At 65.0% G+C, this 24,588-nt stretch carries 25 protein-coding genes; 19 read left to right on the plus strand and 6 right to left on the minus strand.

All coding sequences use genetic code 11. From position 1 onward, the window contains the following. Window positions 1-42: 42 nt before the first annotated feature. Both eccD and QNO06_RS05755 read right to left on the minus strand, forming a co-directional pair. Window positions 43-1,368 carry a type VII secretion integral membrane protein EccD gene (gene eccD, locus QNO06_RS05750; RefSeq protein WP_227914205.1) on the minus strand — a complete coding sequence of 442 codons (1,326 nt, stop codon included), beginning with the start codon at window positions 1,366-1,368 and terminating at the stop codon, window positions 43-45. A gap of 5 nt (window positions 1,369-1,373) precedes the next feature. Beyond that, entirely contained in the window at window positions 1,374-1,703 is a 330-nt protein-coding gene (locus tag QNO06_RS05755) for a hypothetical protein (RefSeq protein ID WP_227914206.1), read from the minus strand. Window positions 1,704-1,897: 194 nt separating this feature from the next. Here QNO06_RS05755 and QNO06_RS05760 point away from each other — a divergent pair, with 194 nt between their 5' ends. Then, window positions 1,898-2,215: a DUF6457 domain-containing protein gene (locus QNO06_RS05760; RefSeq protein ID WP_227914207.1), complete on the plus strand. Its 318-nt coding sequence runs from the start codon at window positions 1,898-1,900 to the stop codon at window positions 2,213-2,215. A gap of 78 nt (window positions 2,216-2,293) precedes the next feature. Here the strand turns inward: QNO06_RS05760 and QNO06_RS05765 are convergent, their stop codons facing one another. Next, complete coding sequence (locus tag QNO06_RS05765) at window positions 2,294-4,642, minus strand: FdhF/YdeP family oxidoreductase (RefSeq protein ID WP_227914208.1); 2,349 nt, start codon at window positions 4,640-4,642, stop codon at window positions 2,294-2,296. Window positions 4,643-4,979: 337 nt separating this feature from the next. Here QNO06_RS05765 and QNO06_RS05770 point away from each other — a divergent pair, with 337 nt between their 5' ends. After that, entirely contained in the window at window positions 4,980-5,315 is a 336-nt protein-coding gene (locus QNO06_RS05770) for a hypothetical protein (RefSeq protein WP_227913887.1), read from the plus strand. 80 nt (window positions 5,316-5,395) lie between these two features. After that, window positions 5,396-5,701, plus strand: coding sequence for a pore-forming ESAT-6 family protein (locus QNO06_RS05775; protein ID WP_227913888.1), 306 nt, complete (start codon window positions 5,396-5,398; stop codon window positions 5,699-5,701). Window positions 5,702-5,751: 50 nt separating this feature from the next. Here the strand turns inward: QNO06_RS05775 and QNO06_RS05780 are convergent, their stop codons facing one another. Continuing rightward, window positions 5,752-6,531: a glycosyltransferase gene (locus QNO06_RS05780; RefSeq protein ID WP_227913889.1), complete on the minus strand. Its 780-nt coding sequence runs from the start codon at window positions 6,529-6,531 to the stop codon at window positions 5,752-5,754. 251 nt (window positions 6,532-6,782) lie between these two features. Here QNO06_RS05780 and QNO06_RS05785 point away from each other — a divergent pair, with 251 nt between their 5' ends. From QNO06_RS05785 to QNO06_RS05835, 11 genes are all read left to right on the plus strand, one after another. Continuing rightward, window positions 6,783-7,118, plus strand: a complete 336-nt coding sequence (locus QNO06_RS05785) for a hypothetical protein (RefSeq protein WP_227913887.1) — start codon at window positions 6,783-6,785, stop codon at window positions 7,116-7,118. Window positions 7,119-7,198: 80 nt separating this feature from the next. Beyond that, on the plus strand, window positions 7,199-7,504 hold the full coding sequence (locus tag QNO06_RS05790; RefSeq protein WP_227913888.1) for a pore-forming ESAT-6 family protein: 306 nt from the start codon (window positions 7,199-7,201) through the stop codon (window positions 7,502-7,504). An 8-nt stretch (window positions 7,505-7,512) separates the two neighbouring features. Next, window positions 7,513-7,902, plus strand: coding sequence for a DUF6507 family protein (locus QNO06_RS05795; protein WP_227913890.1), 390 nt, complete (start codon window positions 7,513-7,515; stop codon window positions 7,900-7,902). Between the two features lie 44 nt (window positions 7,903-7,946). Then, window positions 7,947-11,270, plus strand: coding sequence for a hypothetical protein (locus QNO06_RS05800; RefSeq protein WP_227913891.1), 3,324 nt, complete (start codon window positions 7,947-7,949; stop codon window positions 11,268-11,270). 3 nt (window positions 11,271-11,273) lie between these two features. Continuing rightward, window positions 11,274-11,759, plus strand: coding sequence for a hypothetical protein (locus QNO06_RS05805; protein ID WP_227913892.1), 486 nt, complete (start codon window positions 11,274-11,276; stop codon window positions 11,757-11,759). A gap of 31 nt (window positions 11,760-11,790) precedes the next feature. Beyond that, window positions 11,791-12,684 (plus strand): hypothetical protein, encoded by an 894-nt coding sequence (locus QNO06_RS05810; RefSeq protein WP_227913893.1) that lies wholly within the window; start codon window positions 11,791-11,793, stop codon window positions 12,682-12,684. A gap of 225 nt (window positions 12,685-12,909) precedes the next feature. After that, window positions 12,910-13,362, plus strand: coding sequence for a hypothetical protein (locus tag QNO06_RS05815; RefSeq protein WP_227913894.1), 453 nt, complete (start codon window positions 12,910-12,912; stop codon window positions 13,360-13,362). A gap of 141 nt (window positions 13,363-13,503) precedes the next feature. Then, window positions 13,504-14,022, plus strand: coding sequence for a hypothetical protein (locus QNO06_RS05820; RefSeq protein ID WP_227913895.1), 519 nt, complete (start codon window positions 13,504-13,506; stop codon window positions 14,020-14,022). Between the two features lie 49 nt (window positions 14,023-14,071). Beyond that, complete coding sequence (locus QNO06_RS05825) at window positions 14,072-14,950, plus strand: hypothetical protein (protein ID WP_227913896.1); 879 nt, start codon at window positions 14,072-14,074, stop codon at window positions 14,948-14,950. Between the two features lie 240 nt (window positions 14,951-15,190). Next, on the plus strand, window positions 15,191-17,380 hold the full coding sequence (ligA, locus tag QNO06_RS05830; RefSeq protein ID WP_442860189.1) for an NAD-dependent DNA ligase LigA: 2,190 nt from the start codon (window positions 15,191-15,193) through the stop codon (window positions 17,378-17,380). Next, entirely contained in the window at window positions 17,377-18,171 is a 795-nt protein-coding gene (locus QNO06_RS05835; protein WP_227913898.1) for an inositol monophosphatase family protein, read from the plus strand. The genes ligA and QNO06_RS05835 overlap by 4 nt, the downstream gene beginning before the upstream one ends. Window positions 18,172-18,185: 14 nt before the next feature. On the opposite strand, the gene QNO06_RS05840 is transcribed toward QNO06_RS05835, so the two are convergent. Both QNO06_RS05840 and QNO06_RS05845 read right to left on the minus strand, forming a co-directional pair. Continuing rightward, window positions 18,186-18,800: a GNAT family N-acetyltransferase gene (locus QNO06_RS05840; protein WP_227913899.1), complete on the minus strand. Its 615-nt coding sequence runs from the start codon at window positions 18,798-18,800 to the stop codon at window positions 18,186-18,188. Window positions 18,801-18,814: 14 nt separating this feature from the next. Further along, on the minus strand, window positions 18,815-19,606 hold the full coding sequence (locus QNO06_RS05845; RefSeq protein WP_227913900.1) for a class I SAM-dependent methyltransferase: 792 nt from the start codon (window positions 19,604-19,606) through the stop codon (window positions 18,815-18,817). A 150-nt stretch (window positions 19,607-19,756) separates the two neighbouring features. On the opposite strand from QNO06_RS05845, the gene QNO06_RS05850 reads away from it, so the two are divergent. The 5 genes from QNO06_RS05850 to gatB all read left to right on the plus strand — a co-directional run bounded on the left by QNO06_RS05850 (window position 19,757) and on the right by gatB (window position 24,514). Next, window positions 19,757-20,203, plus strand: a complete 447-nt coding sequence (locus QNO06_RS05850; protein ID WP_227913901.1) for a TraR/DksA family transcriptional regulator — start codon at window positions 19,757-19,759, stop codon at window positions 20,201-20,203. Window positions 20,204-20,373: 170 nt separating this feature from the next. Then, on the plus strand, window positions 20,374-20,868 hold the full coding sequence (locus QNO06_RS05855) for a GNAT family N-acetyltransferase (protein ID WP_227913902.1): 495 nt from the start codon (window positions 20,374-20,376) through the stop codon (window positions 20,866-20,868). 320 nt (window positions 20,869-21,188) lie between these two features. Next, entirely contained in the window at window positions 21,189-21,485 is a 297-nt protein-coding gene (gatC, locus tag QNO06_RS05860) for an Asp-tRNA(Asn)/Glu-tRNA(Gln) amidotransferase subunit GatC (protein ID WP_227913903.1), read from the plus strand. 8 nt (window positions 21,486-21,493) lie between these two features. Further along, window positions 21,494-22,996 carry an Asp-tRNA(Asn)/Glu-tRNA(Gln) amidotransferase subunit GatA gene (gene gatA / locus QNO06_RS05865; RefSeq protein WP_227913904.1) on the plus strand — a complete coding sequence of 501 codons (1,503 nt, stop codon included), beginning with the start codon at window positions 21,494-21,496 and terminating at the stop codon, window positions 22,994-22,996. Beyond that, the gene (gene gatB / locus QNO06_RS05870) at window positions 22,997-24,514 is read left to right on the plus strand and encodes an Asp-tRNA(Asn)/Glu-tRNA(Gln) amidotransferase subunit GatB (RefSeq protein WP_227913905.1); all 1,518 of its coding nucleotides are present in this window, start codon (window positions 22,997-22,999) and stop codon (window positions 24,512-24,514) included. Window positions 24,515-24,588 lie beyond the last annotated feature (74 nt).

The raw sequence follows: 24,588 nt of genomic DNA on the forward strand, positions 1-24,588 counted from the left end.
CAGCGGTGCGGAAGGTAATGGGTGCCTGCGGTGCGGGCAGCATCAGAAACTGCCCAGCAGCTGGCTGAAGATGCCGAACAGGCCGATGACCAGGGGCACCGAGGCCAGGATGGCCAGGGTCTCCAGGCGCTTCGCCAGCAGCCGCAGCCTGGCCTCGGTGTGGTCCGGCAGGTTCAGGGTGAGGCTCACGGCGATCCCTGCGGCCAGGATCAGCACGGCCAGGCCGGTCAGCCAGGGCCGGTCCGCGAAGAAGTGCAGTGACGCGGCGGCAAGTGCAACTACGCCAACGCCGGAGGCCGCGTAGAGCGAGATTCGTTCCGCGGCCAGCGGGAAGGAGCGGGCCCGCAGGAACACGGCCAGTGTCAGGGCCAGCAGCAGCGGCAGCGTCCATTTCTGGTGCGCCGTATCGGTTCCAAGGACCCACAGGCCCAGGGCAATGGACAAGGCGGTGAGGACGGTGCCCAGGGTGAGGCCGCGGTGGGCGCCGGCTACGGCTTCGAGGGCGTCGGTCCGGCCGATGGTACCGCCCTTTGCGCGCTGGTCATCCAGGGTGGCCAGGCCGGAGGTGGCCAGTGCCAGCTTCGGCAGCAGCCCCAGCAGCAGGACGCTGGCCACTGCGGCCAGCGCGGCCGCGCGTGCCGGTTCCTGGGAAACAAGTCCGGCAACCGCCCAGACGCCGGCGGCCAGGGCGAGGGTGCCGGCTCCGGTAAACAGGGCCCGCGGATTGGCCGCGCTCAGGCCCATGCCGACCAGGGTCAGGACGGACAGGGCTGCCAGCAGCAGGGCGGTGCCGCTGAACGGCAGATCTGCGCGCAGCAGGGCGCCGAAGCCGAGCAGCCAGCCGGCGCCCTGCATGGTGGGCCCGATGGCGGAGGTCCGGGGCGGCCGCGCGGCAGCGGTCCCGGCAACCAAAAGGATCAGGGATGCTGAGAGCAGCAGCCACCAGGCGTCGCCGGGCGCCAGGGCAGCCAGCAGCAGTTCGGCACCGGCCCATAGCCCGACGGCGGCGGACACCCCGGCGGTCAGGTCGCGGAACCGGTCGGTCCAGCGGCCAGCGACGGCTTCGGTTTCGTGAACCACCAGGTCGGTCACGTCGTACACCACCGGAGCCGGCGGTGCTTCGGACGCGTTGGTGAGCATCAGGGAGGAACCGTCGGCAACCTCGGCGCTGCTCAGCGTGGCTTCCGCGGAGAGTTCGGTGCCGTCCGGTCCCACCAGTACCTTGGCCGCCACTTCGTCGGCCGGGGGATCGTTGAGCATTTCCAGCACCTGCGGCATCAGTGCGCCGACGGGCTGGTCGGAGGGCAGCAGCAGGTCCAGGTGTCGCCGGGAACCAATCAGGGTCACTCGGGTGAAGGCATGCGCCATGGCGGCTAGGATCCTGTCTGCGCTGGGAAGGAAAGGCGGAAGCTGCCCGCGGCGGGGCCGGCGTCGTAGTCCATGGGATGAAAGGCAGCCGAGCTTTGCTGCTGACGCTGCTGTTCCTGTTTCTGCCGGTTCTCCTCGAGCAGGTTGCTCACAAAGGAGTACCCCACACAGACCGCCGCGATCACCGCGGCAGCGGCCACACTGAACAGGAACAGGCGGACACTGTCCACCCAGCGCCGCTCGTTCTCGTTTTCGCCGTAGAGCAGGGCAGTCAGCAGCCGGTTCCGGCGCACGGCAACGGATTCGATCAGCTGATTGTCATAGTCGCTCGCCAAAATAAGTCCCCCCACTACATGGACAAGTACCGGACATATCCTTACACGATCCGGGAGCGGTCTGCGTCACACGCGCCGGGGCACCGTCGCCGAAGACAAGCGCAGGGGTTGCCGTACGTTGTGCCTGCCATGCCCCGGGTGCTAATGCTTGAGGGGACCAGCACCCGCAATTCGCCCCAGTGAAGGAGCACAACATGAGCACCAACCCGGAGACTGAAGAACGCCGGCTCGACGACTGGAGCAGGCGCCTGACCCAGGCACTGCAGATCCTGGACCTGGAGGTGGATACCCCCATGCTGCTGGAGCTGGGGAGGAAATCCGAAGAGACGGTCGGAGGCGGCGCGGACATCATCAGCGGTTTTGTGGTGGGCTATGCCGCCGGACTGACCAAAACCAGTGGACGGAAGTCGGCGGAGGCAGCGGTGCAGAAGGCGGCGGACACCGCCTTCCAGTTGGCCGAGACAGGCCTGGAAGGGCCGGACAACCCCGGGTGGAAGGGCTCCGCCCAGTAATTCCTGCGGCCGCATCACAGACACGAGGGCTGAACCGCCGCGGCGGTTCAGCCCTCGTCCGTTGTATCTCCGGAACGCTTAGGCAGGTGCTGCCGCGCGCCGCATCTTGTCCTCGGGACCGGCGGCAGCATGGGCCGCGGGTTCCACCCGGACCACCACCGTCTTGGACACCGGGGTGTTGCTGCCCTCGGCCACATGGTCCAGCGGCACCAGCACATTGGCTTCGGGATAGTACGCCGCCACGCAGCCCTTGGGGGTGGGATAGGAAACCACGCGGAAGTTGCGCAGCACCCGCTGGACGCCGTCGTGGTGCACGCCGTGGATATCAACGTACTGGCCGTCCGCCAGGCCCAGTTCCGTGATGTCCTCGGCGTTCATGAACAGCACGTGCCGGCCGCCTTTGATGCCGCGGTAACGGTCATTGTGGCCGTAGATGGTGGTGTTCCACTGGTCGTGGGACCGCATGCTCTGCAGCAGCAGGGTCCCGGCCGGGCGCTTCACCGCTTCCAGGTCATTGACCGTCAGGATGGCCTTGCCGGTGGGCGTGTTGAAGGTCCGGGAGTCCCGGGGACCGTTGGGGAGCACAAAACCGCCCTCGTGCCGGATGCGCTCGTTGTAGTCCTCGCAGCCTTCCACCACCCGGGAGATGTGGTCGCGGATCAGGTCGTAGTCCTTTTCGTAGCCGGCCCAGTCGGCGTCGATCCGGTCGCCGATCACCATGGCTCCGAGCCGTGCGATGACGGCGGGTTCGGAGAGCAGGTTCTTGGAGACGGGCTCTACCCCTCCGTGCGAAGCGTGGACCACGCAGACGGTGTCCTCTACGGAGACGAACTGGCGGCCGGTCTCCTGGACGTCTATCTCCGTTCGGCCCAGCACCGGAAGGATCAGCGCTTCTTTGCCGGTGACCAGATGCGACCGGTTGAGCTTGATGGACATCTGGACGGTCATGTCCGTCTTCTCCATGGCCGCCTCGGCGAACTGCGTGTCCGAGATGGCCGAAACCAGGTTGCCGCCCAGCGCCATGAAGAATTTGATCCTCCCGTCCTGCATCTGCAGGAAGGTCTCGACGGCGTCGGCTCCGTGGTCGCGCGGCGGGTCGAAGTTGAACTCCTTGCCCAGCGAGTCAAGGAAGGCCGGCGGCATCTGTTCCCAGATGCCCATGGTGCGGTCACCCTGGACGTTGCTGTGGCCGCGGATGGGTGCGGCGCCGGCCCCGGGTTTGCCGATGTTTCCGCGCAGCAGCAGCAGGTTGATGATTTCCTTGATGGTGGCGACACCCTTTTTCTGCTGGGTGATGCCCATCGCCCAGCAAATAATCACCTTGTCGGCCTTGATGTAGCGCTCGGCCAGCTCGTCAATTTCCTCGGGGCGGAGGCCAGTGGCGGTGAGGACTTCCTCGTCGTCGAGCATGGCCAGGTGTTCCTTGAGGTCTTCGAGTCCCTCGCAGTGCTTCGCCAGGAAGTCGTGATCCAGGACGGAGCCGGGGTTTTTCTCCTCGGCCTCGAAGACGCGCTTGGAAATGGCCTGGAGCAGGGCCATGTCCCCGCCGAGCTGGATCTGCAGGAACTGGTCCGCCAGCTCGGTGCCCTTGCCGGCGATGCCGCGCGGTTTCTGCGGGTTCTTGTAGCGGCGCAGGCCGGCCTCGGGCAGCGGGTTCACGGCGACAATGCTGCCGCCGTTGCGCTTGCACAGTTCCAGGGCGGTGAGCATCCGGGGATGGTTGGTGCCCGGGTTCTGGCCCATCAGGATGATCAGGTCCGCTTGGCCGAAATCGTCATAGGTGACTGTGGCCTTGCCGATGCCGATGGTCTGGCCCATGCCCCATCCTGAGGATTCGTGGCACATGTTGGAGCAGTCGGGCAGATTGTTGGTGCCGAAGGCGCGCACGAACAACTGGTAGAGGAACGCGGCCTCGTTGGACGTACGTCCGCTGGTGTAGAACGCCGCCTCATGCGGGGATTCCAAGGCCTTAAGCCGGTCCGCAACAATGGTCAGCGCCTCGTCCCAGCTGACCGGCCGGTAGTGGTCCTCGCCCGCCGGCTTGTACAGCGGCTCGGTCAGGCGGCCCTGCATGCCGAGCCAGTATTCGGTGCGTCCGCGCAGTTCAGTGAGGCTGTGCTCGGCCCAGAATTCGGAAGAGATCACTACAGGGGTAGCTTCCCAGGTGACGGCCTTGACGCCTTCTTCGCAGTACTCAAAGGGGCTGCGGTCCTTGGGATCCGGCCACGCGCAGCTGGGGCAGTCGAAACCGTGCTTCTGGTTCATCCGGAACGTGGTTCCCAGCGCCCGGGCAAGCCCCATGTGCTCGATGGCGGGTTTCATGGAGTGGTAGACCGCAGGCATACCCGCAGCCCATTCCTTGGGCCCCTTTTCGACCTTGATGTCCTTTTCGTTGACGTCTTCTATCCGGGGTTCTTTCCTGGCCACGCCGCACTTCCCTTCATCGCTCCGTTGCAGGTCCACCCGGGCGGCAGTGTTCCGGCACGGGGTTCTCCTACCTACAGGCCTAGCAGCCGCGGGCCGCCGCTGCAAGCACGGCGGGTCCGGACGGACGACAGCGGCGACGGCGCCGTGCGTCCGGGGGATGGGCGGGGGATGGGTAGTTCTGCCCATGTGTTTTCCTTGACCGGTTTTGTTTTGGTGGGTTTGATAGGGGTTACCGGCAAGCGGAAAGGGATTTACCTGTTGGGGTGAATTCGTCCGGCTGACGGGGGAACAGTTTTCGGACGAGGGCGCCGCGGGGTGCCAATAGGGAGTTTTTGTCATGAAATTCGATATGGGTTCTTCTACGCTGGGTACGCTGACGCAGCAGACCGGTTCCTCGAATGAGGATTTGGGTCAGCTGGTGCGGAACCTGATGGAGGCTGCTGCTCCGCTGGAGGGCAAGTTCAACGGTGCCGGCCGGGTGAAGTTTGATGAGTTCAAGGCCCGCACTGATGAGGTGGCCAATGAGCTGAACAGTTCCCTGTCGGCGATTCTGACGGGCCAGTCGGAGATGGACCGGTCGTTCCAGACCGGTGACCAGGAGGCTGCGGATAACGCGGCGCAGCAGCAGGGCTCGGCGGCGTTCGACGCCGCACGGTTCGGTTCCTCGCGCTAGCGCGGGTTGAGCTTCTTCTTTTCTTCCTTTTCTTTTTCGGTTGTTTGTTCCGGCTGGTGCCGGTGTTGAAAGGATTTGTTATGTCCCAGGATCGTTTGAGCTATGACACTGATACGTCTTCTGCCGTGCAGGGGGATATCCAGTCGATTGTTGCCCGGTTGGAGTCGTTGATCGGTGAGCGTGAGAAGGCCGTGAACGCGGCGATGTCGGATTTCCAGGCTGATGGTGTGTCGGAGGAGTACCAGGCGGTGGAGAACCGTTTCCGGAATGCGGCTAATGAGACGCGGAACATTATTGCCCTGGTGAAGCAGACGCTGTCGCAGAATGATGAGACGGCTGCCGGCGCGGGTGCGCGGGCGAAGTCCGCCGTCGCCAATATCGGCTAGGACGCTTTGGCAAGCGGCGCCGGCAACCTGCCGGCGCCGCTTGTTTGTGCTTAAGCGGGTCGATCAGTGCCGGCGGGAGAGCCCCGCCGGATCCTTCGGACCGCCACCAGAAACGCGCGCAGCAGCATCAGTCGCGCTGCCAGGATCCGCCGCAGCGACCGCCATTGCTTGGGCGAGGTGTTGGCCTCATGCAGACGGCGCCGCAGCGTGTCCTCTTCGACGTGGTGCATGGTGCCGGCGAGGTTGGCCACCATCGCTATCCACTGGTCGTGCGTTTCGGTGAGGAACCCCGGAAACGGCAGGATCAGGGACAGGACACTGCTCCGCATGGCCATGGAACAACCGTAGTAGGGGCGGTATCCCACCCACAGCGCGAACAGGTTTGCCCACCGCCGTCCGCTGTCCGCGGACCGCAGGCGGATGGATTCTATGGCCCGCGGCTGCTGGCCGAAGAAACTGAAATTGCTCGCGACAACCTCCGCATCCTGCAGGGCATCGACCATTCGCTGGACCCGGCCAGGGATCCAGACGTCGTCCTGGTCCGACAGGAACACATACTCACCCCGGCTGTGGGCCAGTGCCGCCTCGAAGGTTCTCACGTACCCCCGGTTGACGGAAGAGGGGATGAGCCGGATGCGGGAGTCGCCGACGCCGGACACCACGTCCCGGGTTTTGTCGGTGGACGCATCGTCCACCACTACCAGCTCATCGCCGGGGCCCAGTTCGGACAGGATCGAGTCGATCTGTTCCCGAATGTGTTCGGCGCCGTTGTAGGCCGCCATGCAGACGCTTACGCGGGTTGCTTCGGCCTGGTTCGAGTCCGGGTCCACCTTTTCCCCTGTCTGGATAAGGAAGCTAACCCGGTCAATTGAACCTGAACGGGATGGTTTGCGCTATGTGGGATGGGCGGGGGATGGGTAGTTCTGCCCATGTGTTTTCCTTGACCGGTTTTGTTTTGGTGGGTTTGATAGGGGTTACCGGCAAGCGGAAAGGGATTTACCTGTTGGGGTGAATTCGTCCGGCTGACGGGGGAACAGTTTTCGGACGAGGGCGCCGCGGGGTGCCAATAGGGAGTTTTTTCATGAAATTCGATATGGGTTCTTCTACGCTGGGTACGCTGACGCAGCAGACCGGTTCCTCGAATGAGGATTTGGGGCAGCTGGTGCGGAACCTGATGGAGGCTGCTGCTCCGCTGGAGGGCAAGTTCAACGGTGCCGGCCGGGTGAAGTTTGATGAGTTCAAGGCCCGCACTGATGAGGTGGCCAATGAGCTGAACAGTTCCCTGTCGGCGATCCTGACGGGCCAGTCGGAGATGGACCGGTCGTTCCAGACCGGTGACCAGGAGGCTGCGGATAACGCGGCGCAGCAGCAGGGCTCGGCGGCGTTCGACGCCGCACGGTTCGGTTCCTCGCGCTAGCGCGGGTTGAGCTTCTTCTTTTCTTCCTTTTCTTTTTCGGTTGTTTGTTCCGGCTGGTGCCGGTGTTGAAAGGATTTGTTATGTCCCAGGATCGTTTGAGCTATGACACTGATACGTCTTCTGCCGTGCAGGGGGATATCCAGTCGATTGTTGCCCGGTTGGAGTCGTTGATCGGTGAGCGTGAGAAGGCCGTGAACGCGGCGATGTCGGATTTCCAGGCTGATGGTGTGTCGGAGGAGTACCAGGCGGTGGAGAACCGTTTCCGGAATGCGGCTAATGAGACGCGGAACATTATTGCCCTGGTGAAGCAGACGCTATCGCAGAATGATGAGACGGCTGCCGGCGCGGGTGCGCGGGCGAAGTCCGCCGTCGCCAATATCGGCTAGGACGCGCGGTGACGTACTCCATTCGCCCGGCCGAGGTGCGTGCCGTCCTGACGGAAGTGGCTGACCAGGCCGCCCAGTATGAGGCACACATCGGAGCCTTCGAGGGTAATTTCCAGGCCCTGATCACGGCGTCGAAAAACGCTCCGGCACTGTCCGCGGCACTGCTCGGATTCACTGAGCGCGTCCTGATGCCGCAGCTGAGCACCATCACCGGACGGACCCAAGATGCCACGACGGCCGTCGGCAACGCCGTGGCCATTGTCGAAACCGCTGATATCCAGATGGCCGATGACGCCAGGACGGCCCAGATCCAGGCCGCCCAGAGCACTGCGGGAGGATCCTACGCTCCTGCTGTCTATGGCCGGCAAGCACGCGGCGCCGTCGTCGCGCAGGCCTGACCCGCCCCTAACCTCACACCCTCGACGGGAAAGCGAACCACGCCATGGCTATCTTCAACGTGTCGGAACTAGAGGCGATGATGCCGGAACCGGAGGAAGTCCGGGCAGCAGCCAAAGCCCTGCTCGACGGCGCTACTGCCATCGATACCATCACCGAAGCGGCAGCCCACTCGTGGGGGAAGCTTCAATCGCCAGAGGTGTACGCCATCGACGGCTCCGAGGTGGTGTTCTCCGCGTACCGGCCCATCAAGACAGCATCCGAAGACCTCGCAGGCGACTTTGGGACGTTGGACGGAGCGGCCAACACTTACGCCGACGAGGTAGTGGCGCTGAAGGCACGGCTTGCCGCCGCCAAGGCCGATGCTGCGGCGTTCAACCGGAAAACCGCCGGCGATGACGACTGGAACAAGGACCAGGACCTGTATGACGAGCAGTTGGCGATCACGGGGGAACTCAACTCCATTGCAGCGGACCTCTCCACTGCCGAGCGGAACTTTGCCAATGCCCTGACGGCCATTTACGGCGGCGACAAGTACGTCGAGACGTCCGAGGAAGGCCCCGGTGCCGGCGAAGTTGAGTACGGGTTCTCCCGGGACTCGCTGAACACGGCGTCCATGGAGGGCAACGTCCCCTGGGCCCACCCCCGGGAGTATGACAAGCCCTGGTACCAGGACGTGGGCGACGCCATCGGCTCCTTCGCCAAAGGCGTGTGGAGCGGTGTCACCGGCACCATCACCGGGCTGGGCAACATGGTGGGGCTGGGGGGCCCGGAGGCCTTCGCGCAGACCTGGAAGGGGCTGGGCAAGCTCGCCATGGATGTGGCGATTGTGGCCGTGCCTGGGGTGAGCATGGCCCTGGTGGCTACCGGCAACGGGCAGAAGGTCAAGGACGCGGCCGACGAGCTGCTCGCCGTCGGCAAGGCCGCCATCCACTGGGACGAATGGAAAACCGACCCCGCCTACGCAGCGGGTGCATCCGCTTTTGACCTGGCAAGCATTCTCATGACGGCCGGTGCCGGAGCTTCCGCTAAGGTGGGCTCCGTTGCGTCGAAGGTTTCAGATGTCGCCGGCACTGCCAGCAAAGTCGGCAAGGCCGTGGACGTCACCGGCCTGGGCAAGGCCGCCGACGTCACCATCAAGGTCACCGACTTCGCCGAGAAGCTGAAGATCGATACGTCCCGGATCGCAGCCCAAGCGGGCCGCAACCTGTTTGACGGTGGAAAGACCACCCTGCCTCGGATTGGCCAGGCGCTGCCGGACGCGGACCCGTCTACCCCGCCACTTCGGAACCTTGCGGCAATCGGTGAGGGCAACGGAGGCGGCAACACCCGCACGGCCGTGCCTGAGGCCTCCGGCCGGAGCGCCGGACGGACGGGGTTGGCCGACGGGAACGGCAGCGGGGCCGCTCCGCGTCCGGCTCACGCGGCTGCAGCACCCGAGCCTGACGTGGCGCCCCGGAATCCTGCACCCGGCGCTCATCCTGCTCATGACACCTCGGCGCCGGACGCCGGTTCTCCTGCCGCGCCGGAAGCTTCGGCTCCGCAGGCTGCCGCCCCGGCGGCCGACGGCCCGGGGCATGGTCCCGACGATTCGGCTGCTCGGCGGTCCGGTGCCGCTACGGCCCCTGACCGGGATGGTTCCGGACCGAATGCGGCTCCGGCCGATCCGCCGCAGAAGCCGGAGGGTGACGGTTCCGGGCCTGCGATAACACAGGCGGACCCTCCCGGGAAGCCGGACCCTGACAAGACTCCGGTACACAGCGATGCCAGCGATGCTGCCGATGCTGACGTCAAGGAACGCGTTCCGGCTTATGCCGGTGCCGATTCGGCGGCTGCGGAAGCAGACCGGATTCCCGTGCGCTCCAGTGCGGACACAGGCTCATCGACAGGAGACCTTGGCGTCGATGCTGCGAAGCCTGAGCACCCACAGGCACCGGCAGCGGGTACGGCGCACGGAGGGAACATTCCGGAAGCAGCCGCCCGTGTGGACGGATCCGGTTCCGGGACCCCTAACGGAAACACTGCGGTTGGCGGCGCTACCGGCCACGGGAGCAGCACGGACCTGACACAGGGGAACCGTGACGCGACGCAGGCCCATACGCTACCGGAGGCTGCAGGGAACCGGGCTCCGGATACGTCGGCACCGTCGGGCCGTGTTGATCTGGACGGCTCATCGTCCCACACCGCACCCGGTGAAGAGATACGGTCGGGCACACCGGTGGCAGACCCAGACGTTCCTGCTGGCCGCGGCCCGTTCGACGGCGACGGCGGCCGTGACAGCGGCCCATCCAGCGCTGATCACACTCAGCCGACCGTGTTGCACGACGCCCAGGGGCGTCCGGAGACGGTCGAGTACACCGTGGGAGACAGGCGGATAACACATACTGTCTCCACGCGGAACGACCAGATCGCCCAGCTTCGCCGTAGTTTGGACCCGAAAACCTGGACCGACGCCGACGGATTGCTGCGAGCCCACCTCTCGCCGGAGGACTTCCACCGTCTGGACAACCTCCGCAATCCGGACGGCACCCTGCCGCCCAAGGTGGCCGAAGCACAGGTGGCCGAACTCGTGGAGAAAGTTTTCGGCATCGAGGGACGCGGAGATGTTCCCAGCGGGCTCAGTCCCTTGGAGACCGCCCTGCGCGGCATCCCAAATCGCTACTACTATGACCTGACCGATGCGCAGGCCGCCCTGGTGCACGACGTCCGGCATATGCTCGGTTCCGGTGATTCGCGGCAGCCTTTCCAGAAAATCCTCAGTGCTGACGAGGCGCTCAAGGTCAGGGAAAAAACTGACCGCTTTCCGGGCAGTGTCGGTGGGTTCATCACACAGGCCTCGGACACCGTGGATCTTCGGACCGTGGACGAGATCATCCTCGGTCTCCGTCTTGATTACAGCGACGGCCACGGCGGCATCGCTTTCAACGCCGGTGAAGTGGATGAAATCTACGCCATCCGTTTCAACCTCGCTGGGAACCAAGCAAATAATGTTGTGATCCCGGACGCCTCGAACCACGCCCGGGTGGATGAGATCAGGCGGGACAGGATTGGCGAGGCGGACCGACGCCCTGCGGTAGGTCCTTTGACTGAGCGGGACACAGACCTGCTGCGGCAGGACGAACTCGACTTCCGGGCACATATGAACAATGGAGAAGGGATTGAGATCCTTGGGGATTCCGCTGTCTGGCCGAACACCGGGCATGGGCTAACCAGCAGTCGGGTGGAGCACCTTCCCGTCGTCCCGGAACTTAAGATTGAGGGTGGCGTTGCGCTGAAAGATGGAAGCGAAATGTGGCGCATCGACCGAAACGGCAGGGAAGTTCTGGTGGGCATCTACAGTAAGAAGCTCAAGCAGTGGATTAGCCTCTAAACCATGTGGAGTTCGAGTGGCAAGAAATTAACCGGTTCGTACGGTACGTGGAAAGAGCATGAGGTTGAAATCGACTCGACGACGCTGGACGACAGGGTGTTTCTGCTCATAAAGCATGGTGGAGATGCCCCTGGTCCGGGCTGGTTGTCGGTGGAGGACAGGGGTCGGTTCCCTACTCCGGGCGTTGTCATACATTCACTTGAGGTTCCCGCGGAAGATGTAACAGGTATTCATTGCGTCCGTGCGATGGGGAACCTGGGTCTCGGGCGTGAGGTGAAGCTTCTCGCCGAGGACCCTGAGGGGAATTATGCTGCCATCTCCGGTGAGTCACTGCCGCCGGAGGAGCGACGCCGGCTGGTGAGCGCTTATGGGTTCACTACTTTCTATGATGAACCGGTTGAGCGATCCAGTGTGTTTGGTTGGCTTCCGGCAGAGAAGGTCCACAACATTAGATCCGAAGTCTCATGGCGGAAAGATGATGATTCATGACGAATCTGAATATTTGCGGGGGAGCATTTGCATGACTGTTTTTCAGAAGGCATTGAGTCCTGAACAGGTTCAATTCCTGATTGGCCAGAACCAGGACACGGTTTCGGGTTTCATTGTGAACGCGGCGGATGCCGTGGGAGCACGCACTCCCGAGGACCTTTTCGCGGTTCACGGATTGGGGTTTCCGGGCTCCCGCTGGGATCCCACGGCGGGGTTTGTGCATGTGCTGCGCTTCCATGATCCGCTGCCCTTGTACGTGCATAAGGCGATGGCCCCGGAGTTCGTAGACCGTCCCCCGTTCACTGGGACCGGGTTCGCGCCCTGGTCCGGCGGCGTCGTACCCCTGTATTTCCTGGACGAGTCGGCGATCCCGGCCGGAGCAGAGCTGTGGCGGGTTTCAGCCGGCGGCCGTGAGGACCTGGTGGCCGTGTATATGCATGCCGCTTACGGGTGGGCGCTGGTACAGACTCCTCCGGCAGGGACACCGCAGCCGGGCAGGAGCATTCCCTCTCACATCATGGGGTGGAACGCTGTGTGGTGCGGACACCGATTCCGTGCAGACCTGGTGGGCGATAAGGCAATGCTCGCTGCCCCCACGCAGCCGCCGGCCGAGTTCGGTCCGTTCGAGCAGATGCCGCGGGGATGTTGGTCTTTGGAAGTGCCAGCCGCGGAGGTGGAGGATTCCTTCGAGCTGCTGGCCACCTGCACCTGGCGGGGCGAGCCGTTCCGGATCACCGACGTTGCCAGGGGCCAGGACGGGCAGGTCTTCCGGGTGTTCTACACCGGGCATAACGCCGACCGTGCGGAGGCGCTGGGACTGAATAAGGCCGACGCCGGTGTTTATTGGGAGGTGGTTCCGGCCGAGGAAACCTCGGATAACCGTGTGGTGGAAAACCATATGCCGAGTAATCTTTTCGGGGTTTAGTTGCGGCGGTGAGGCACTGCGCTCTACGCGGCTCCCGGGCGCTTCAGCCACGAGGACAGGACAGGGCATCGCGTGGCTGAAAATCGAATGGATCCGGAGCACATTCCCGCGTGGTTGGCGCCGAAGCTCGGGCTTGGCAGCGCTTCCAACTAGTTCCACCGGGTGGGAGCTTCGGCTCCCACCCGTGCAGCAGCTGTAACCATTCGATGATGAGGGGGTAGGCCGGTGGCTGAACAATTAGCAGGTCTGAATCTGGTTTTGCGACGGACCGAGTTGGAGACCGCATTGGCTCGCGAGGTAGACGGTAGTGTGCGGTCGGGCTGGCGGTCGCTCAGGTTAGAGGGACGTGAAGCCGGTACGGTGACTGAATTGCAGCTCTACGTCGACCGGAACGGCGTGGTGAAGAGGGAAAAAACCTCTGGTAAGGCCTTCAGCCTCATAGAGGAGTTACGCAAGCTGATGTACCGGCCGGGGTACGGCACATGGTTTTCCTTGGAGACGCACATTGATAATCAGGGCCATGTGGAAACGCGCTACAACTTTGACGAGGAAGCGGACTGGAGTTTCCCGCTTGCCGACCAGTCCTATAAACAGGACCAAGATAGGTATCCGCGGGATCCGGAGCACATTCCGACGTGGCTGGCGCCGAAGCTTGGGCTTGGCAGCGCTTCCAACTAGTCCCAACGGGTGGGAGCTTCGGTTTCTGCCCTTGTAGTAGCTGTAATCGTTCGATGATGAGGGATTGGCCGGGCAAACGGGTTCTGGCAGCCATTTTCGAGGAAAGCACAGGGACCGGCATGTGGAGAAGGGTGCAAACGGTTGACTAAGGAAACTCCGCGGCCCGAGGAGGCAGGCAGCCGCCGAGCTTCCCATCCCGGGTCCCGGTTCCTGCTGGAAACGCTGCCGAACGGGATGCTGCGGCCTGGTAAATACGCGGTGTGGAGGGGCCAGTGGTATCGTGCCGCGCGCCTGCGTAAGGGGTTTATCACTCTGTTCACTGAAGCATCCGAGGCTCCAGGACCGGAATGGTCTCCCTCCTCGGCGCGCGACCCGCGCGGCGGGCACACCTCGTGGACCTTGGAAGTCGCCGAGGATGAGGCAGACCGCTTTGTGTGGCTCGCCGTGATCGCCACCTGGCACGGAAACAAGATTGGCATCGCCACGTATACCGACGGCGTCGTCCACGCCAGGGTGGAACCGCATCCAGCGCAGGAAGCGAAGATTGACCGGGGGGAATTCCCGGAGATTGTCAAGGCTGACCGGATTGAGTATCACGGGACTTTCCGCTGGGAGGATCTGGAAGATGTCCAGATGGTTGAAAAGGACTTGAAGAAGTAGGTTTCGTCGGCACTTATCGCGGCCCGAGGGCAGCAGGAAGCAGAGTCTCGTGATTTTTCAGAAACCGCTCAGCCCGGCGCATGTCGCCATGATGGTGGAGGCCAACCGCGACTCGATCGCCGGGTTTGTCCTGAACGCCGCCGACGTCGCGCAGGTGAAGTCGCCCCGGGAACTGTACGAAGCGCACGGGCTGGGTTTCCCCGGCTCTCCGTGGGACCCGGACGCCGACTACCTGGACGTGCTGCGTTTCGAGGCGCCGCCGTCGGTCTATGTGCATTCGGCGATGGCGCCGGGGTTCGTGGACCGGCCGCCGTTCACCGGTACCGGGTTTGCCCGCTGGGGCGGGGGAGTGGCGCCGGTGTGGTTCCTGGACGAGTGCCGGATTCCTCCGCGCGCGCAGTTGTGGCGGATCCGGGAGGGGCAGCAGGAGCAGTTGCTGGCCATGTATATAGATGTCGCTTCGGGGTGGGGTGTGTTGGAGGGGTCGGACATCTCGACTCCCCGGCACGCCTCTCCGCAGACGGTGATCGGCTGGGTGGCGGTCTGGGACGGTTTCCAGTTCCCGGCCGATGTGGTGGGGGACAAGGCGGTGCTGGCTGCGGCGTCGGAGCCGCCGGCCGAGATTACCGGGTTCCGGCAGACGATGCGCGGGTGCTGGAGCCGGGAGGTGCCGGTGGCGGAGTTGGACGACCTGTTTGAGGTCAATGCGGTGTGCCGGTGGCAGGGGCAACCGTTCCGGATCACGGATGTGGCGCACGACGGCGGGGGCCGGGTTTTCCGTCTCTTCTACACCGGGCACAACGCCGATGTTGCGGAGTCGCTGGGCCTGAACAAGGCGGACGCCGGGGTGTACTGGACCGTCCAGCCGGAGTCTGCGGTGACGGACGTGGAGATGTTCCAGAACCGGCTCAAGCCGGCGGCGCGCTAGGGCAATTCCAACGTCTCGTGGCGGAAGAACCCTCCAACCTGAGAATGTCCCGTAGTTGGCAAGCCCGGACGCGCTGCGACACAGACGTCGCCAGCCAACGACGGCGTGCAACGCAACTCCCGCAACCGGACGGTATACGGCAAGATTGGTTAGGTGAGCACAGCCAAGACATCCCCGGAAACCACGGACACCGAAGCCGCCGTCGAGTCGGTCAGCACCGACACCCCGCCCGCCGGGGACCTGCGCGAGGAATACCAGGCGCTCGCAGAGCAGGTGCGCCGCTACCGGTTCGCGTATTACAACGAAGACGCGCCCCTGGTTTCAGACGCTGAGTTCGACACGCTCTACCGCCGCCTGGAGGAAATCGAGGCGCTGCACCCGGAGTTGGTCACCAACGATTCACCCACCCAGGAAGTGGGCGGCGAGGTATCCGCGGCCTTCGCCCCGGTGGAACACCTGCAGCGGATGTACAGCCTCGAAGATGTCTTCTCCCTCGACGAGCTGGACGCCTGGGTCCGCAAGGCGGAAGCGTCGGTCGCCAACATTGCCCCGGACGCCAAGATCAAGTGGCTCACCGAGCTGAAGATCGACGGCCTGGCCGTCAACCTGCTCTACCGCAACGGCGAACTGGTCCGCGCCGCCACGCGCGGCGACGGAACCACCGGTGAGGACATCACCCACAACGTGCTCACCATCGCGTCCATCCCGCGCACGCTGAAGGGCGAAAACCTGCCGGCGGAAATGGAAATCCGCGGCGAGGTCTTCATCCCCTCAAAGGAATTCGCGGCCCTGAACGAAACCATGGTGGAAGCGGGCAAGGCACCGTTCGCCAACCCGCGCAACGCCGCCGCCGGTTCCCTGCGGCAGAAGGACCCCGAAGTCACGGCCCGCCGCCCGCTGAGCATGTACGTGCACGGTATCGGCGCCCGCGAAGGCCTCAGTGCGGCCAGCCAGTCCGAAACCTATGAGCTGCTCAAGCAGTGGGGCCTGCCGACGTCGCCCTATTACAAGGTGCTGGACACCTACGAAGAAGTGCTCAAGTACATTGCCGAGAACGGCGAGCATCGGCACGATCTCTCGCACGAGATTGACGGCATTGTGGTCAAGGTGGACGACTTCGGACTGCAGCGCGCGCTGGGCAACACCTCCCGGGTGCCGCGCTGGTCCGTGGCCTACAAGTACCCGCCGGAGGAAGTGAACACCAAGCTGCTGGACATCCGCGTCAACGTGGGCCGCACCGGACGCGTCACCCCGTACGGGATCATGACGCCGGTGCTGGTCTCCGGCTCCACCGTGGAGATGGCCACCCTGCACAACCAGGACGTGGTGAAGGCCAAGGGCGTGAAGATCGGCGACATTGTGGTGCTGCGCAAGGCCGGCGACGTGATCCCCGAAATCGTTGGCCCCGTCGTCGCCCTCCGCGACGCGCAGGATCCGCCGGTTCGCGACTTCGTGATGCCCACGCACTGCCCTTCCTGCGGAACCGAGCTGAAGCCGGCCAAGGAAGGGGACGTGGACATCCGCTGCCCCAACGCCAAGTCCTGCCCCTCGCAGCTGCGCGAACGGGTGTTCCACCTGGCCGGCCGCGGTGCCTTCGACATTGAGGCGCTCGGTTGGGAGGCGGCGATTGCGCTCACCTCGCCCGCCGAGCCGGAAAACCCGCCGCTGACCAGTGAGGCCGGCCTGTTCGACTTGAAAGTCGAGGACCTGGCGGACGTGCGGATCGAACGGCCAAAGCGGGTCAAGGGCGTGGTGGACGGCACCGAACTGGTCCCGTACTTCTACACCAAGGGCACCGCCAAGAAACCGTCGGTTCCTTCTGCCACTACCCGCAAGCTGTTCGAAGAGCTGGAAAAGGCCAAGACCCAGCCGCTGTGGCGGGTTCTGGTGGCGCTGTCCATCCGGCATGTGGGCCCGACGGCGGCACGTGCGCTCGCCGGGGCCTTCGGGTCCATGGAGGCGATCCGCGCTGCCACCGAAGAGCAGCTGGCACACGTCGACGGCGTCGGCCCCACCATCGCCGCCGCGCTAACGGAGTGGTTCGCCGAGGACTGGCACCGCGAGATCGTGGACGCCTGGGCCGCAGCCGGGGTGCGGATGGCCGACGAGCGCGACGAATCGATGCCCCGCACGCTGGAGGGCCTGACCGTCGTCGTCACCGGCACCCTGCCGAACTTCAGCCGCGACGAGGCCAAGGAAGCCATCCTGACCCGCGGCGGAAAGGCCTCCGGCTCGGTCTCGAAGAAAACCGACTACGTGGTGGCCGGGGAAAACGCCGGCACCAAGCTGGAGAAGGCCGAAGCCCTGGGTGTGCGGGTAATTGACGAAGACGGTTTCCGGACGCTGCTGGCCGAAGGGTCCGTACCGCTGGACGACGAAGAGCCCGGTGACGGGAACGCCGCCGAAGCACTGGAGGAAGGGTCCGAATGAGCCCGCTGCCGGACGACGTTGATCCGCTGGAACTGCTGGAAGTGGCCCGCGAGGCCGCCGCTGCCGGAGCTGCGGTGCTGGCCCGGCGTTCCGCGGCGGGGCTGAACCCGGTGAACAAAAGCGCCGACGGCGACTGGGTCACGGACTTCGATACCGCCGCCGAGGTGGCCGTCCGCGAGGTTTTGGCCCGGCTGCGCCCGCAGGATGTGGTGACGGGGGAGGAGCTGGAAGCAGCGGTCCCGGTCCATTCCTCCGGCATCCGGTGGTCCATCGATCCGTTGGACGGCACCACCAACTTCATCCGGAACATCGTCTACTACGCCACCTCCGTGGCAGCGGTGAACGACGACGGCGAGTGGCTGGCCGGCGTCGTCCACGCCCCTGCGCTGGTGCGCGTCTATTATGCCGCCCGTGGGCACGGTGCATGGCTCGCTGAGCACGGCACCGTCCGGAAACTCACCGGACCGGATCCGGAGCGGGTTGGAAAGCTGCTGGGCACCGGGTTTTCCTACAACGCCTCTGTGCGCGACGAGCAGTATGCCGCGTTGCCGGGCCTGGCCGGGCAGTTCGCGGACGTGCGCCGTCTCGGTTCCGCGGCGCTGGACCTGTGCATGGTTGCCGACGGGACGCTGGATGCCTACACCGAGCGCGGATTGAATGAGTACGACTATGCCGCCGGGGCGCTGGTCGCGGAGGAGGCCGGTGTGCCGGTGCAGCGGCCCGCGAAGCCGGGCAACGATGCCGAACGCGAGGCTGCCTTCACGACGGCCGGAGCTGCGCTGCTGGGCTAAGTGTGGCGGGGCGGCTAAGTGTGGCGGGGCGGTTCCGCCACGGCACTTCCGCCGGACCGGGATGCGCGCCATTCATCGGCCAGCAGTGCGTAGCGGAGGTCATCCAGCCAGCGCCCCGAACGGTGGAGGGACCCCTGGCGGGACCTCCCCTCACGCCGCATTCCCGCTTTTTCCATGACCCGCCAGGACGCGGTGTTGTCGGCGAAACACTCCGCCACCACCCGGCGCAGGCCCAGGTCCTCAAAGCAGACGCGCAGTAGTGCGGCCACGGCTTCGCTCCCATACCCCCGCCCCGCGAACTCCGGCGCAATGACGTAGCCGATCTCCGCCTGTGTACCGCGCGCCAACTCCTCTACCTCCTGCTGCGCCCACGCGTCCTGGCGGGCAAGATAAAGGTCACCGATCAGGGTTCCGGCCTGTTCCACGGCAAAGGTGGCCGCCAAATGTTCCGGCTGCCGGAGTCGCTCCACGAAGGCGTCCACGTCCGTGGGCTGGGCTGTCATCCATTGGGCGACCTCGGGTTTCCGCCGGTAGTCAAACATGCGCGGCAGGTCTTCGGCTTCGGCGGGACGGATGGTGAGGCGGGGTGTGATGACGGGCCAGCGGGGGCCGGAGGGAGTCGCGGTCATGGCACCATGATGGCCTATCCGGTTCCCCGGACGCGCCTAGTGGCTTCGGCAGCCGCATGGCACCGGGCGGCGATGATGATCTCCCGGCTCGTCGCTTCCACAAAGGGGCCGCCGTCCCAGTCCCCGTACCAGTCCGTGGAGCTGAAGCCGGCTTCCTGCAGCAGCCGTTCCAGGAGATCCGCGGGCGGGAATTTGAGGGTACTTCGGCTGGCGAACGGTTCGCCGTCGGACAGGAACGTGGTGCGGTCCTCGAAGATGACCACCGCGCCGTCGTTCTCTTCCTGCACCGAGATCAGCTCCCACTCCACCTCAAGGGTCCCGGCGGAAGACTCCTGGAGCTCCGGCCCGGAGCGGCCGGAGTCCCACTCCAGCCAGGCCTTGGCTGCCGGGTTCCTGGACTCGAAATAGAAGGTGCCGCCGGGGACGAGACGCGACCGGACCGCAACGAGCGTTGCAAGCATCTCCGACTCGGTCAGCAGGCACTGGAAGGCGTGGCCGGTCATTACTGCGGCGTCAAAGGGGCCTGCCGGCAGGTCCTCAGCCGTCCCGGCGAGCCAGGTCACCAGTTCGGAACCCGGTCGGGACCGTGCGGCCGCCAGCATGCCGGCAGCCGGATCAATACCCGTCACCGTGTGCCCCGCCTGCGTCAGCTCGACGGCGAAGCTGCCGGTTCCGCAGCCAACATCGGCGATCCGCAGCGGTTCCGTGCCCAGCAGCCCCGCATAAAAGTCGGTGTCCCACCGGCCGGCATTGTCCTCGTCGTAAAGCGCAACGAGGCGCGGCTCGTTGTAGTGTGCGTCAACCATGGATCCCCTTGTTCCTCCTCCGGATAGCCGGAAGCCTACCGGGATTAAGCCCTGAGGAAAGACCACTCTCCCCAGGCCGGGTTTCCCAGCCGCAGCGCGGATAATCTATGCGACGCATCCCGTGCAGCATCGACTCACAGGAGGTACCCCGTGCCCCGCAAAACAACCACCGCTCCGCGGAAAACCGTGCGGACGGAGCCCGTGTCCGCCCCGGCACTGCCTCGGGTGCAAACACCGCCGGAGCTGGACACCGCCTATTTCGCGACCCTGATCGATGAACGCATCGACCGGACGCGTGAACAGATCGACACCTTGAACGCGGTCATCCGGGAAGTGACGTTGGCGGCAAAGGACATCCCTGCCGACGACGAACATGACCCCGAAGGCACCACCGTTTCGGTGGAGCGCGCCAACGAAGTGGCGCTGCTGGCGGCAGCGGAAACATCGCTGATTGAACTGCTTGATGCACGGGTTCGCCTGGATGCCGGCGCCTACGGTATCTGCGAACGCTGCGGAAATCCCATACCGGCGGCCCGGCTGGAGATCCGTCCGGAAACGCGTTTCTGCGTCAGTTGCGCCGCCGCCCGCCGCCGGTGAGCAACCGGTGAGCAACCGGTAATCAACCGGCGAACAACCGGTAAACCCGCGCTAACGGATACAGGCGTTTTCCAGTGATGTGCGTACCCTCACCCCGGTCCGGAAACGGAGCGGGGTGAGGGTAGAATCTACGTGCACTTCAACTAGAGACGTAAGGATTCGTAACGCGCATGAGCATCACCATCCGGCTTGCCACCGAGGCTGATTTTGAAGATATCCGCCGGATCACCCGTGAGGCTTACCTGCACGGCAATCACATCGAGGCCGACAACCCCTACGTCAAGGAACTCGAAAACGTCGAGGACCGCGCCAAGCACACCGAACTGTGGGTGGCGGAACGGGACGGAAAGGTGGCAGCCTCCGCGGCCATCACCTACGCCGGCCAGCCCTACACCGACATCGCCATTGAGGGCGAGCTGGAATTCCGGATGCTCGCCGTCGACCCCGCCGTGCAGCGCGGAGGAGTGGGCCGCGCCCTGGTTAACGCCATCATCGACTACGCCCGGAACAAGGACGGCATCGAGGCAGTGAGCCTGACCAGCATGACCACCATGCTGAACGCCCACGCCCTCTACCTGTCCCTGGGCTTTGTCCGGGTGCCGGAGCGGGACTGGACCGTTCCCGGCGAAGACTACATTCTCTGGGTCTTCCGCAAGGCTGTCTAACCGTCCTTGCCCGCGGGGCCAGCCGCTCCAGCGCCCGACGGCGGCGGGGCGGCTTTCGCGTATCCCTGCCCGGCGACGGGCCGCGCCGGATGCGGTGCCTTGTGTACAGCTGATGCGGGCTACGGCTCCGCCAGGCAGCATCTGCTGTACGGGAGATGAGCCCGACTCAGCATCTGCTGTACGGGAGATGAGCCCGACCCAGCATCTGCTGCACGGGAGTGTGTGGCGGCGGCCTCCATGGGCGGCCGCCGAACGCCGTAGACTGGAACGGATACCGGTTTCATACCGAAACGTTCCTTTAGAAGACGCATGGGAGACTCATGTCTGAGATCAATCGTGAGGCTGTGGCGCATCTGGCGCGGCTGGCCCACATTGAGATGACCAACGACGAGCTGGACAAGATGGCCGGCGAACTCGATGTCATCGTGGATTCGATCAAATCCGTAAGCGAAGTTGCCGGCGAGGACATCCCGGCAACCTCCCACCCCATCCCGCTGACCAACGTCTTCCGCGAGGACGTTGTGGGGCAGACGCTGACCAATGACGAAGCCCTGTCCGGCGCTCCCGACAATGCCGCCGGCCGCTTCAAGGTCCCTGCCATCCTGGATGAGGAGTAAAAACTTCCATGAGTGAACTGATTACATCTTCCGCCGCGCAACTGGCCGCCAAGCTGGCCGCCCGCGAGGTCACCGCCGTCGAGGTCACCCAGGCGCACCTGGACCGCATCAGCGAGGTGGACGGCGCCGTCAACGCCTTCCTGCACGTCAACACGGACGAGGCACTGCAGGTAGCCGCCGACGTCGACAAGGCCCGCGCCGCCGGCGAGCAGCTGCACGAACTGGCCGGCGTTCCCATTGCCATCAAGGACCTGATTGTCACCAAGGGCCAGCCCACCACGGCCGGTTCCAAGATGCTCGAGGGCTGGATGAGCCCGTACGACGCCACGGTCATCTCGAAGATCCGTGCCTCACGGATGCCGATGCTCGGCAAGACCAACCTGGACGAGTTCGCCATGGGCTCCTCCACGGAGCACTCCGCCTACGGCCCCACCCGCAACCCGTGGGACCTGGACCGGATCCCCGGCGGATCCGGCGGCGGATCTGCGGCCGCTGTTGCCGCCTTCGAAGCACCGCTGGCGCTGGGCACCGACACCGGCGGATCCATCCGCCAGCCGGCCGCCGTCACCGGTTCCGTGGGCGTCAAGCCCACCTACGGCGGTGTCTCCCGCTACGGGGCGATCGCCATGGCCTCCTCGCTGGACCAGATCGGCCCGGTGTCCCGCACCGTGCTGGATGCCGCCCTGCTGCAGGAAGTCATCGGCGGCCACGATCCGCGCGATTCCACCTCCCTGACGGAGCCCGTGGGTTCCCTGGCCGACGCCGCCCGGAACGGCAACGTCGCCGGAATGCGCATCGGCGTCATCAAGGAACTGCAGGGTGAAGGCTACGAGGCAGGCATCCAGGCCCGCTTCAACGAATCGCTGGACATGCTTCGGGACGCGGGAGCGGAAATCGTCGAGGTTTCCTGCCCCAACTTCAAGTACGCCCTGGGCGCCTACTACCTGATCATGCCGTCCGAGGCTTCCTCGAACCTGGCCAAGTACGACGGCGTCCGGTACGGCATGCGCGAGCTGCCCGCCGAGCCGCCGCTGACCATTGAACGCGTTATGGGTGCCACCCGCGCCGCCGGCTTCGGCGACGAAGTCAAGCGCCGCATCATCCTGGGCACCTACGCCCTGTCGGCCGGCTACTACGACGCCTACTACGGCTCGGCCCAGAAGGTGCGCACCCTGATCCAGCGCGACTTCGACGCCGCGTTCGCGCAGGCCGACGTGCTGATTTCCCCCACCTCGCCCAACACGGCCTTCCGGCTCGGCGAAAAGCTGGACGATCCGCTGGCCATGTACTTGAACGACGTCGCCACCATCCCGGCCAACATGGCCGGCGTCCCGGGCATCTCGATTCCCGGCGGCCTGTCCGACGGCCTTCCCGTCGGTATCCAGTTCCTGGCCCCCGCCCGTGAAGACATCCGCCTCTACCGCGCCGGCGCCGCCCTTGAGGGCATGCTGGAGCAGAAGTGGGGCGGTCCGCTGCTGGCCCAGGCACCCGTACTCGGAGGAGTGAAGTAAATGTCCGTCCACATCCAGGATGAAACCCTGTCCTTCGAAGAGGCTATGGAGAAGTACGATCCGGTGCTGGGGTTCGAGGTCCACGTGGAGCTGAACACCAAAACCAAAATGTTCTCCGACGCCCCGAACATCTTCGGCGACGAGCCCAACACGGCAGTCACCCCAGTGGACCTGGGCATGCCCGGCGTGCTGCCGGTCGTGAACAAAAAGGCCGTGGAGTACTCGATCCTGATCGGCCTGGCGCTGAACTGCAAGATCGCCGAATCCTGCACCTTCGCCCGGAAGCAGTACTTCTACCCGGACACGCCCAAGAACTTCCAGACCTCGCAGTACGAAGATCCCATTGCGTACGACGGCTACCTGGACATTGAGCTGGAGGACGGCACCGTCTTCCGGGTCGAGATTGAGCGTGCCCACATGGAAGAGGACGCCGGCAAGCTGACCCACATGGGCGGCGCTGCAGGCCGCATCCAGGGCGCGGACTTCTCGCTGGTGGACTACAACCGCGCCGGTGTGCCGCTGGTGGAGATTGTCACCAAGCCGATTGAAGGCGCCGGTTCCCGGGCCCCCGAGCTGGCGAAGGCCTACGTGGCCGCCATCCGGGAAATCGTGAAGAACCTGGGCGTTTCCGACGCCAAGATGGAACGCGGCAACGTGCGCTGCGATGCCAACGTCTCGCTGCGCCCGTACGGCCAGGAAAAGTTCGGCACGCGCTCCGAAACGAAGAACGTGAACTCGCTGCGCGCCGTCGAACGCGCTGTCCGCTTCGAAATCCAGCGCCACGCCGCCGTCCTGGACTCCGGCAACACGATTGTCCAGGAAACCCGGCACTGGCACGAGGACACCCGCTCCACCACCTCGGGCCGGCCGAAGTCCGACGCCGATGACTACCGCTACTTCCCGGAGCCCGATCTGGTTCCCGTGGTCACGTCCAAGGAATGGATCGAAGAGCTGCGGGCGCAGCTGCCCGAGCCGCCGGCCGAGCGCCGCAAGCGGCTCAAGGAAGAGTGGGGCTACTCCGACGCCGAGTTCCGCGACGTCGTCAATGCCGGCGTCATGGAGGCCATCGAGGAAACCATCGCCGCCGGAGCCTCCGCACAGGTGGCCCGCAAGTGGTGGATGGGTGAAGTGGCCCGCCGGGCCAAGGAAGCCGAAGTGGATCCGGTGGACGTAGGCGTCACGCCGGAACTGATCGTTGAACTGGACCGCCTGGTCCAGGCCGGCAAGATCAACGACAAGCTGGCCCGCCAGGTGCTCGACGGCGTCCTCGCCGGCGAAGGCACCCCGGAGGAAGTCATCGAAAAGCGCGGCCTCGCCGTTGTTTCCGACGACGGCCCCCTGCTCGAAGCCATCGACGCCGCCCTCGCGGCCCAGCCCGACGTCGCGGACAAGATCCGCGGCGGCAAGGTCCAGGCCGTCGGCGCCATCGTGGGCGGAGTCATGAAGGCCACCCGCGGCCAGGCCGACGCAGGCCGTGTGCGCGAACTGATCCTGGAACGCCTGGGCGTACAGGGCTAACACCCGGTATCCGTCCGTTCCGGACCCCGGCAGGCATTCCGCCTGCCGGGGTCCGTCGGGTTAACGGGAGGAAT

The sequence above is a fragment of the Arthrobacter sp. zg-Y20 genome (assembly GCF_030142075.1).
GTDB lineage: Bacteria > Actinomycetota > Actinomycetes > Actinomycetales > Micrococcaceae > Arthrobacter_B.

Bases quoted from the DNA above. Each gene is read 5' to 3' on its own strand.
- gatC (WP_227913903.1), top strand. From the start codon at position 21,189: ATGTCTGAGATCAATCGTGAGGCTGTGGCGCATCTGGCGCGGCTGGCC.
- QNO06_RS05810 (WP_227913893.1), top strand. From the start codon at position 11,791: ATGACTGTTTTTCAGAAGGCATTGAGTCCTGAACAGGTTCAATTCCTG.
- eccD (WP_227914205.1), bottom strand. From the start codon at position 1,368: ATGGCGCATGCCTTCACCCGAGTGACCCTGATTGGTTCCCGGCGACAC.
- QNO06_RS05835 (WP_227913898.1), top strand. From the start codon at position 17,377: ATGAGCCCGCTGCCGGACGACGTTGATCCGCTGGAACTGCTGGAAGTG.
- QNO06_RS05775 (WP_227913888.1), top strand. From the start codon at position 5,396: ATGTCCCAGGATCGTTTGAGCTATGACACTGATACGTCTTCTGCCGTG.
- QNO06_RS05770 (WP_227913887.1), top strand. From the start codon at position 4,980: ATGAAATTCGATATGGGTTCTTCTACGCTGGGTACGCTGACGCAGCAG.
- QNO06_RS05790 (WP_227913888.1), top strand. From the start codon at position 7,199: ATGTCCCAGGATCGTTTGAGCTATGACACTGATACGTCTTCTGCCGTG.
- gatA (WP_227913904.1), top strand. From the start codon at position 21,494: ATGAGTGAACTGATTACATCTTCCGCCGCGCAACTGGCCGCCAAGCTG.
- QNO06_RS05800 (WP_227913891.1), top strand. From the start codon at position 7,947: ATGGCTATCTTCAACGTGTCGGAACTAGAGGCGATGATGCCGGAACCG.
- QNO06_RS05855 (WP_227913902.1), top strand. From the start codon at position 20,374: ATGAGCATCACCATCCGGCTTGCCACCGAGGCTGATTTTGAAGATATC.
- QNO06_RS05840 (WP_227913899.1), bottom strand. From the start codon at position 18,800: ATGACCGCGACTCCCTCCGGCCCCCGCTGGCCCGTCATCACACCCCGC.
- QNO06_RS05845 (WP_227913900.1), bottom strand. From the start codon at position 19,606: ATGGTTGACGCACACTACAACGAGCCGCGCCTCGTTGCGCTTTACGAC.
- QNO06_RS05785 (WP_227913887.1), top strand. From the start codon at position 6,783: ATGAAATTCGATATGGGTTCTTCTACGCTGGGTACGCTGACGCAGCAG.
- gatB (WP_227913905.1), top strand. From the start codon at position 22,997: ATGTCCGTCCACATCCAGGATGAAACCCTGTCCTTCGAAGAGGCTATG.
- QNO06_RS05760 (WP_227914207.1), top strand. From the start codon at position 1,898: ATGAGCACCAACCCGGAGACTGAAGAACGCCGGCTCGACGACTGGAGC.
- QNO06_RS05805 (WP_227913892.1), top strand. From the start codon at position 11,274: ATGTGGAGTTCGAGTGGCAAGAAATTAACCGGTTCGTACGGTACGTGG.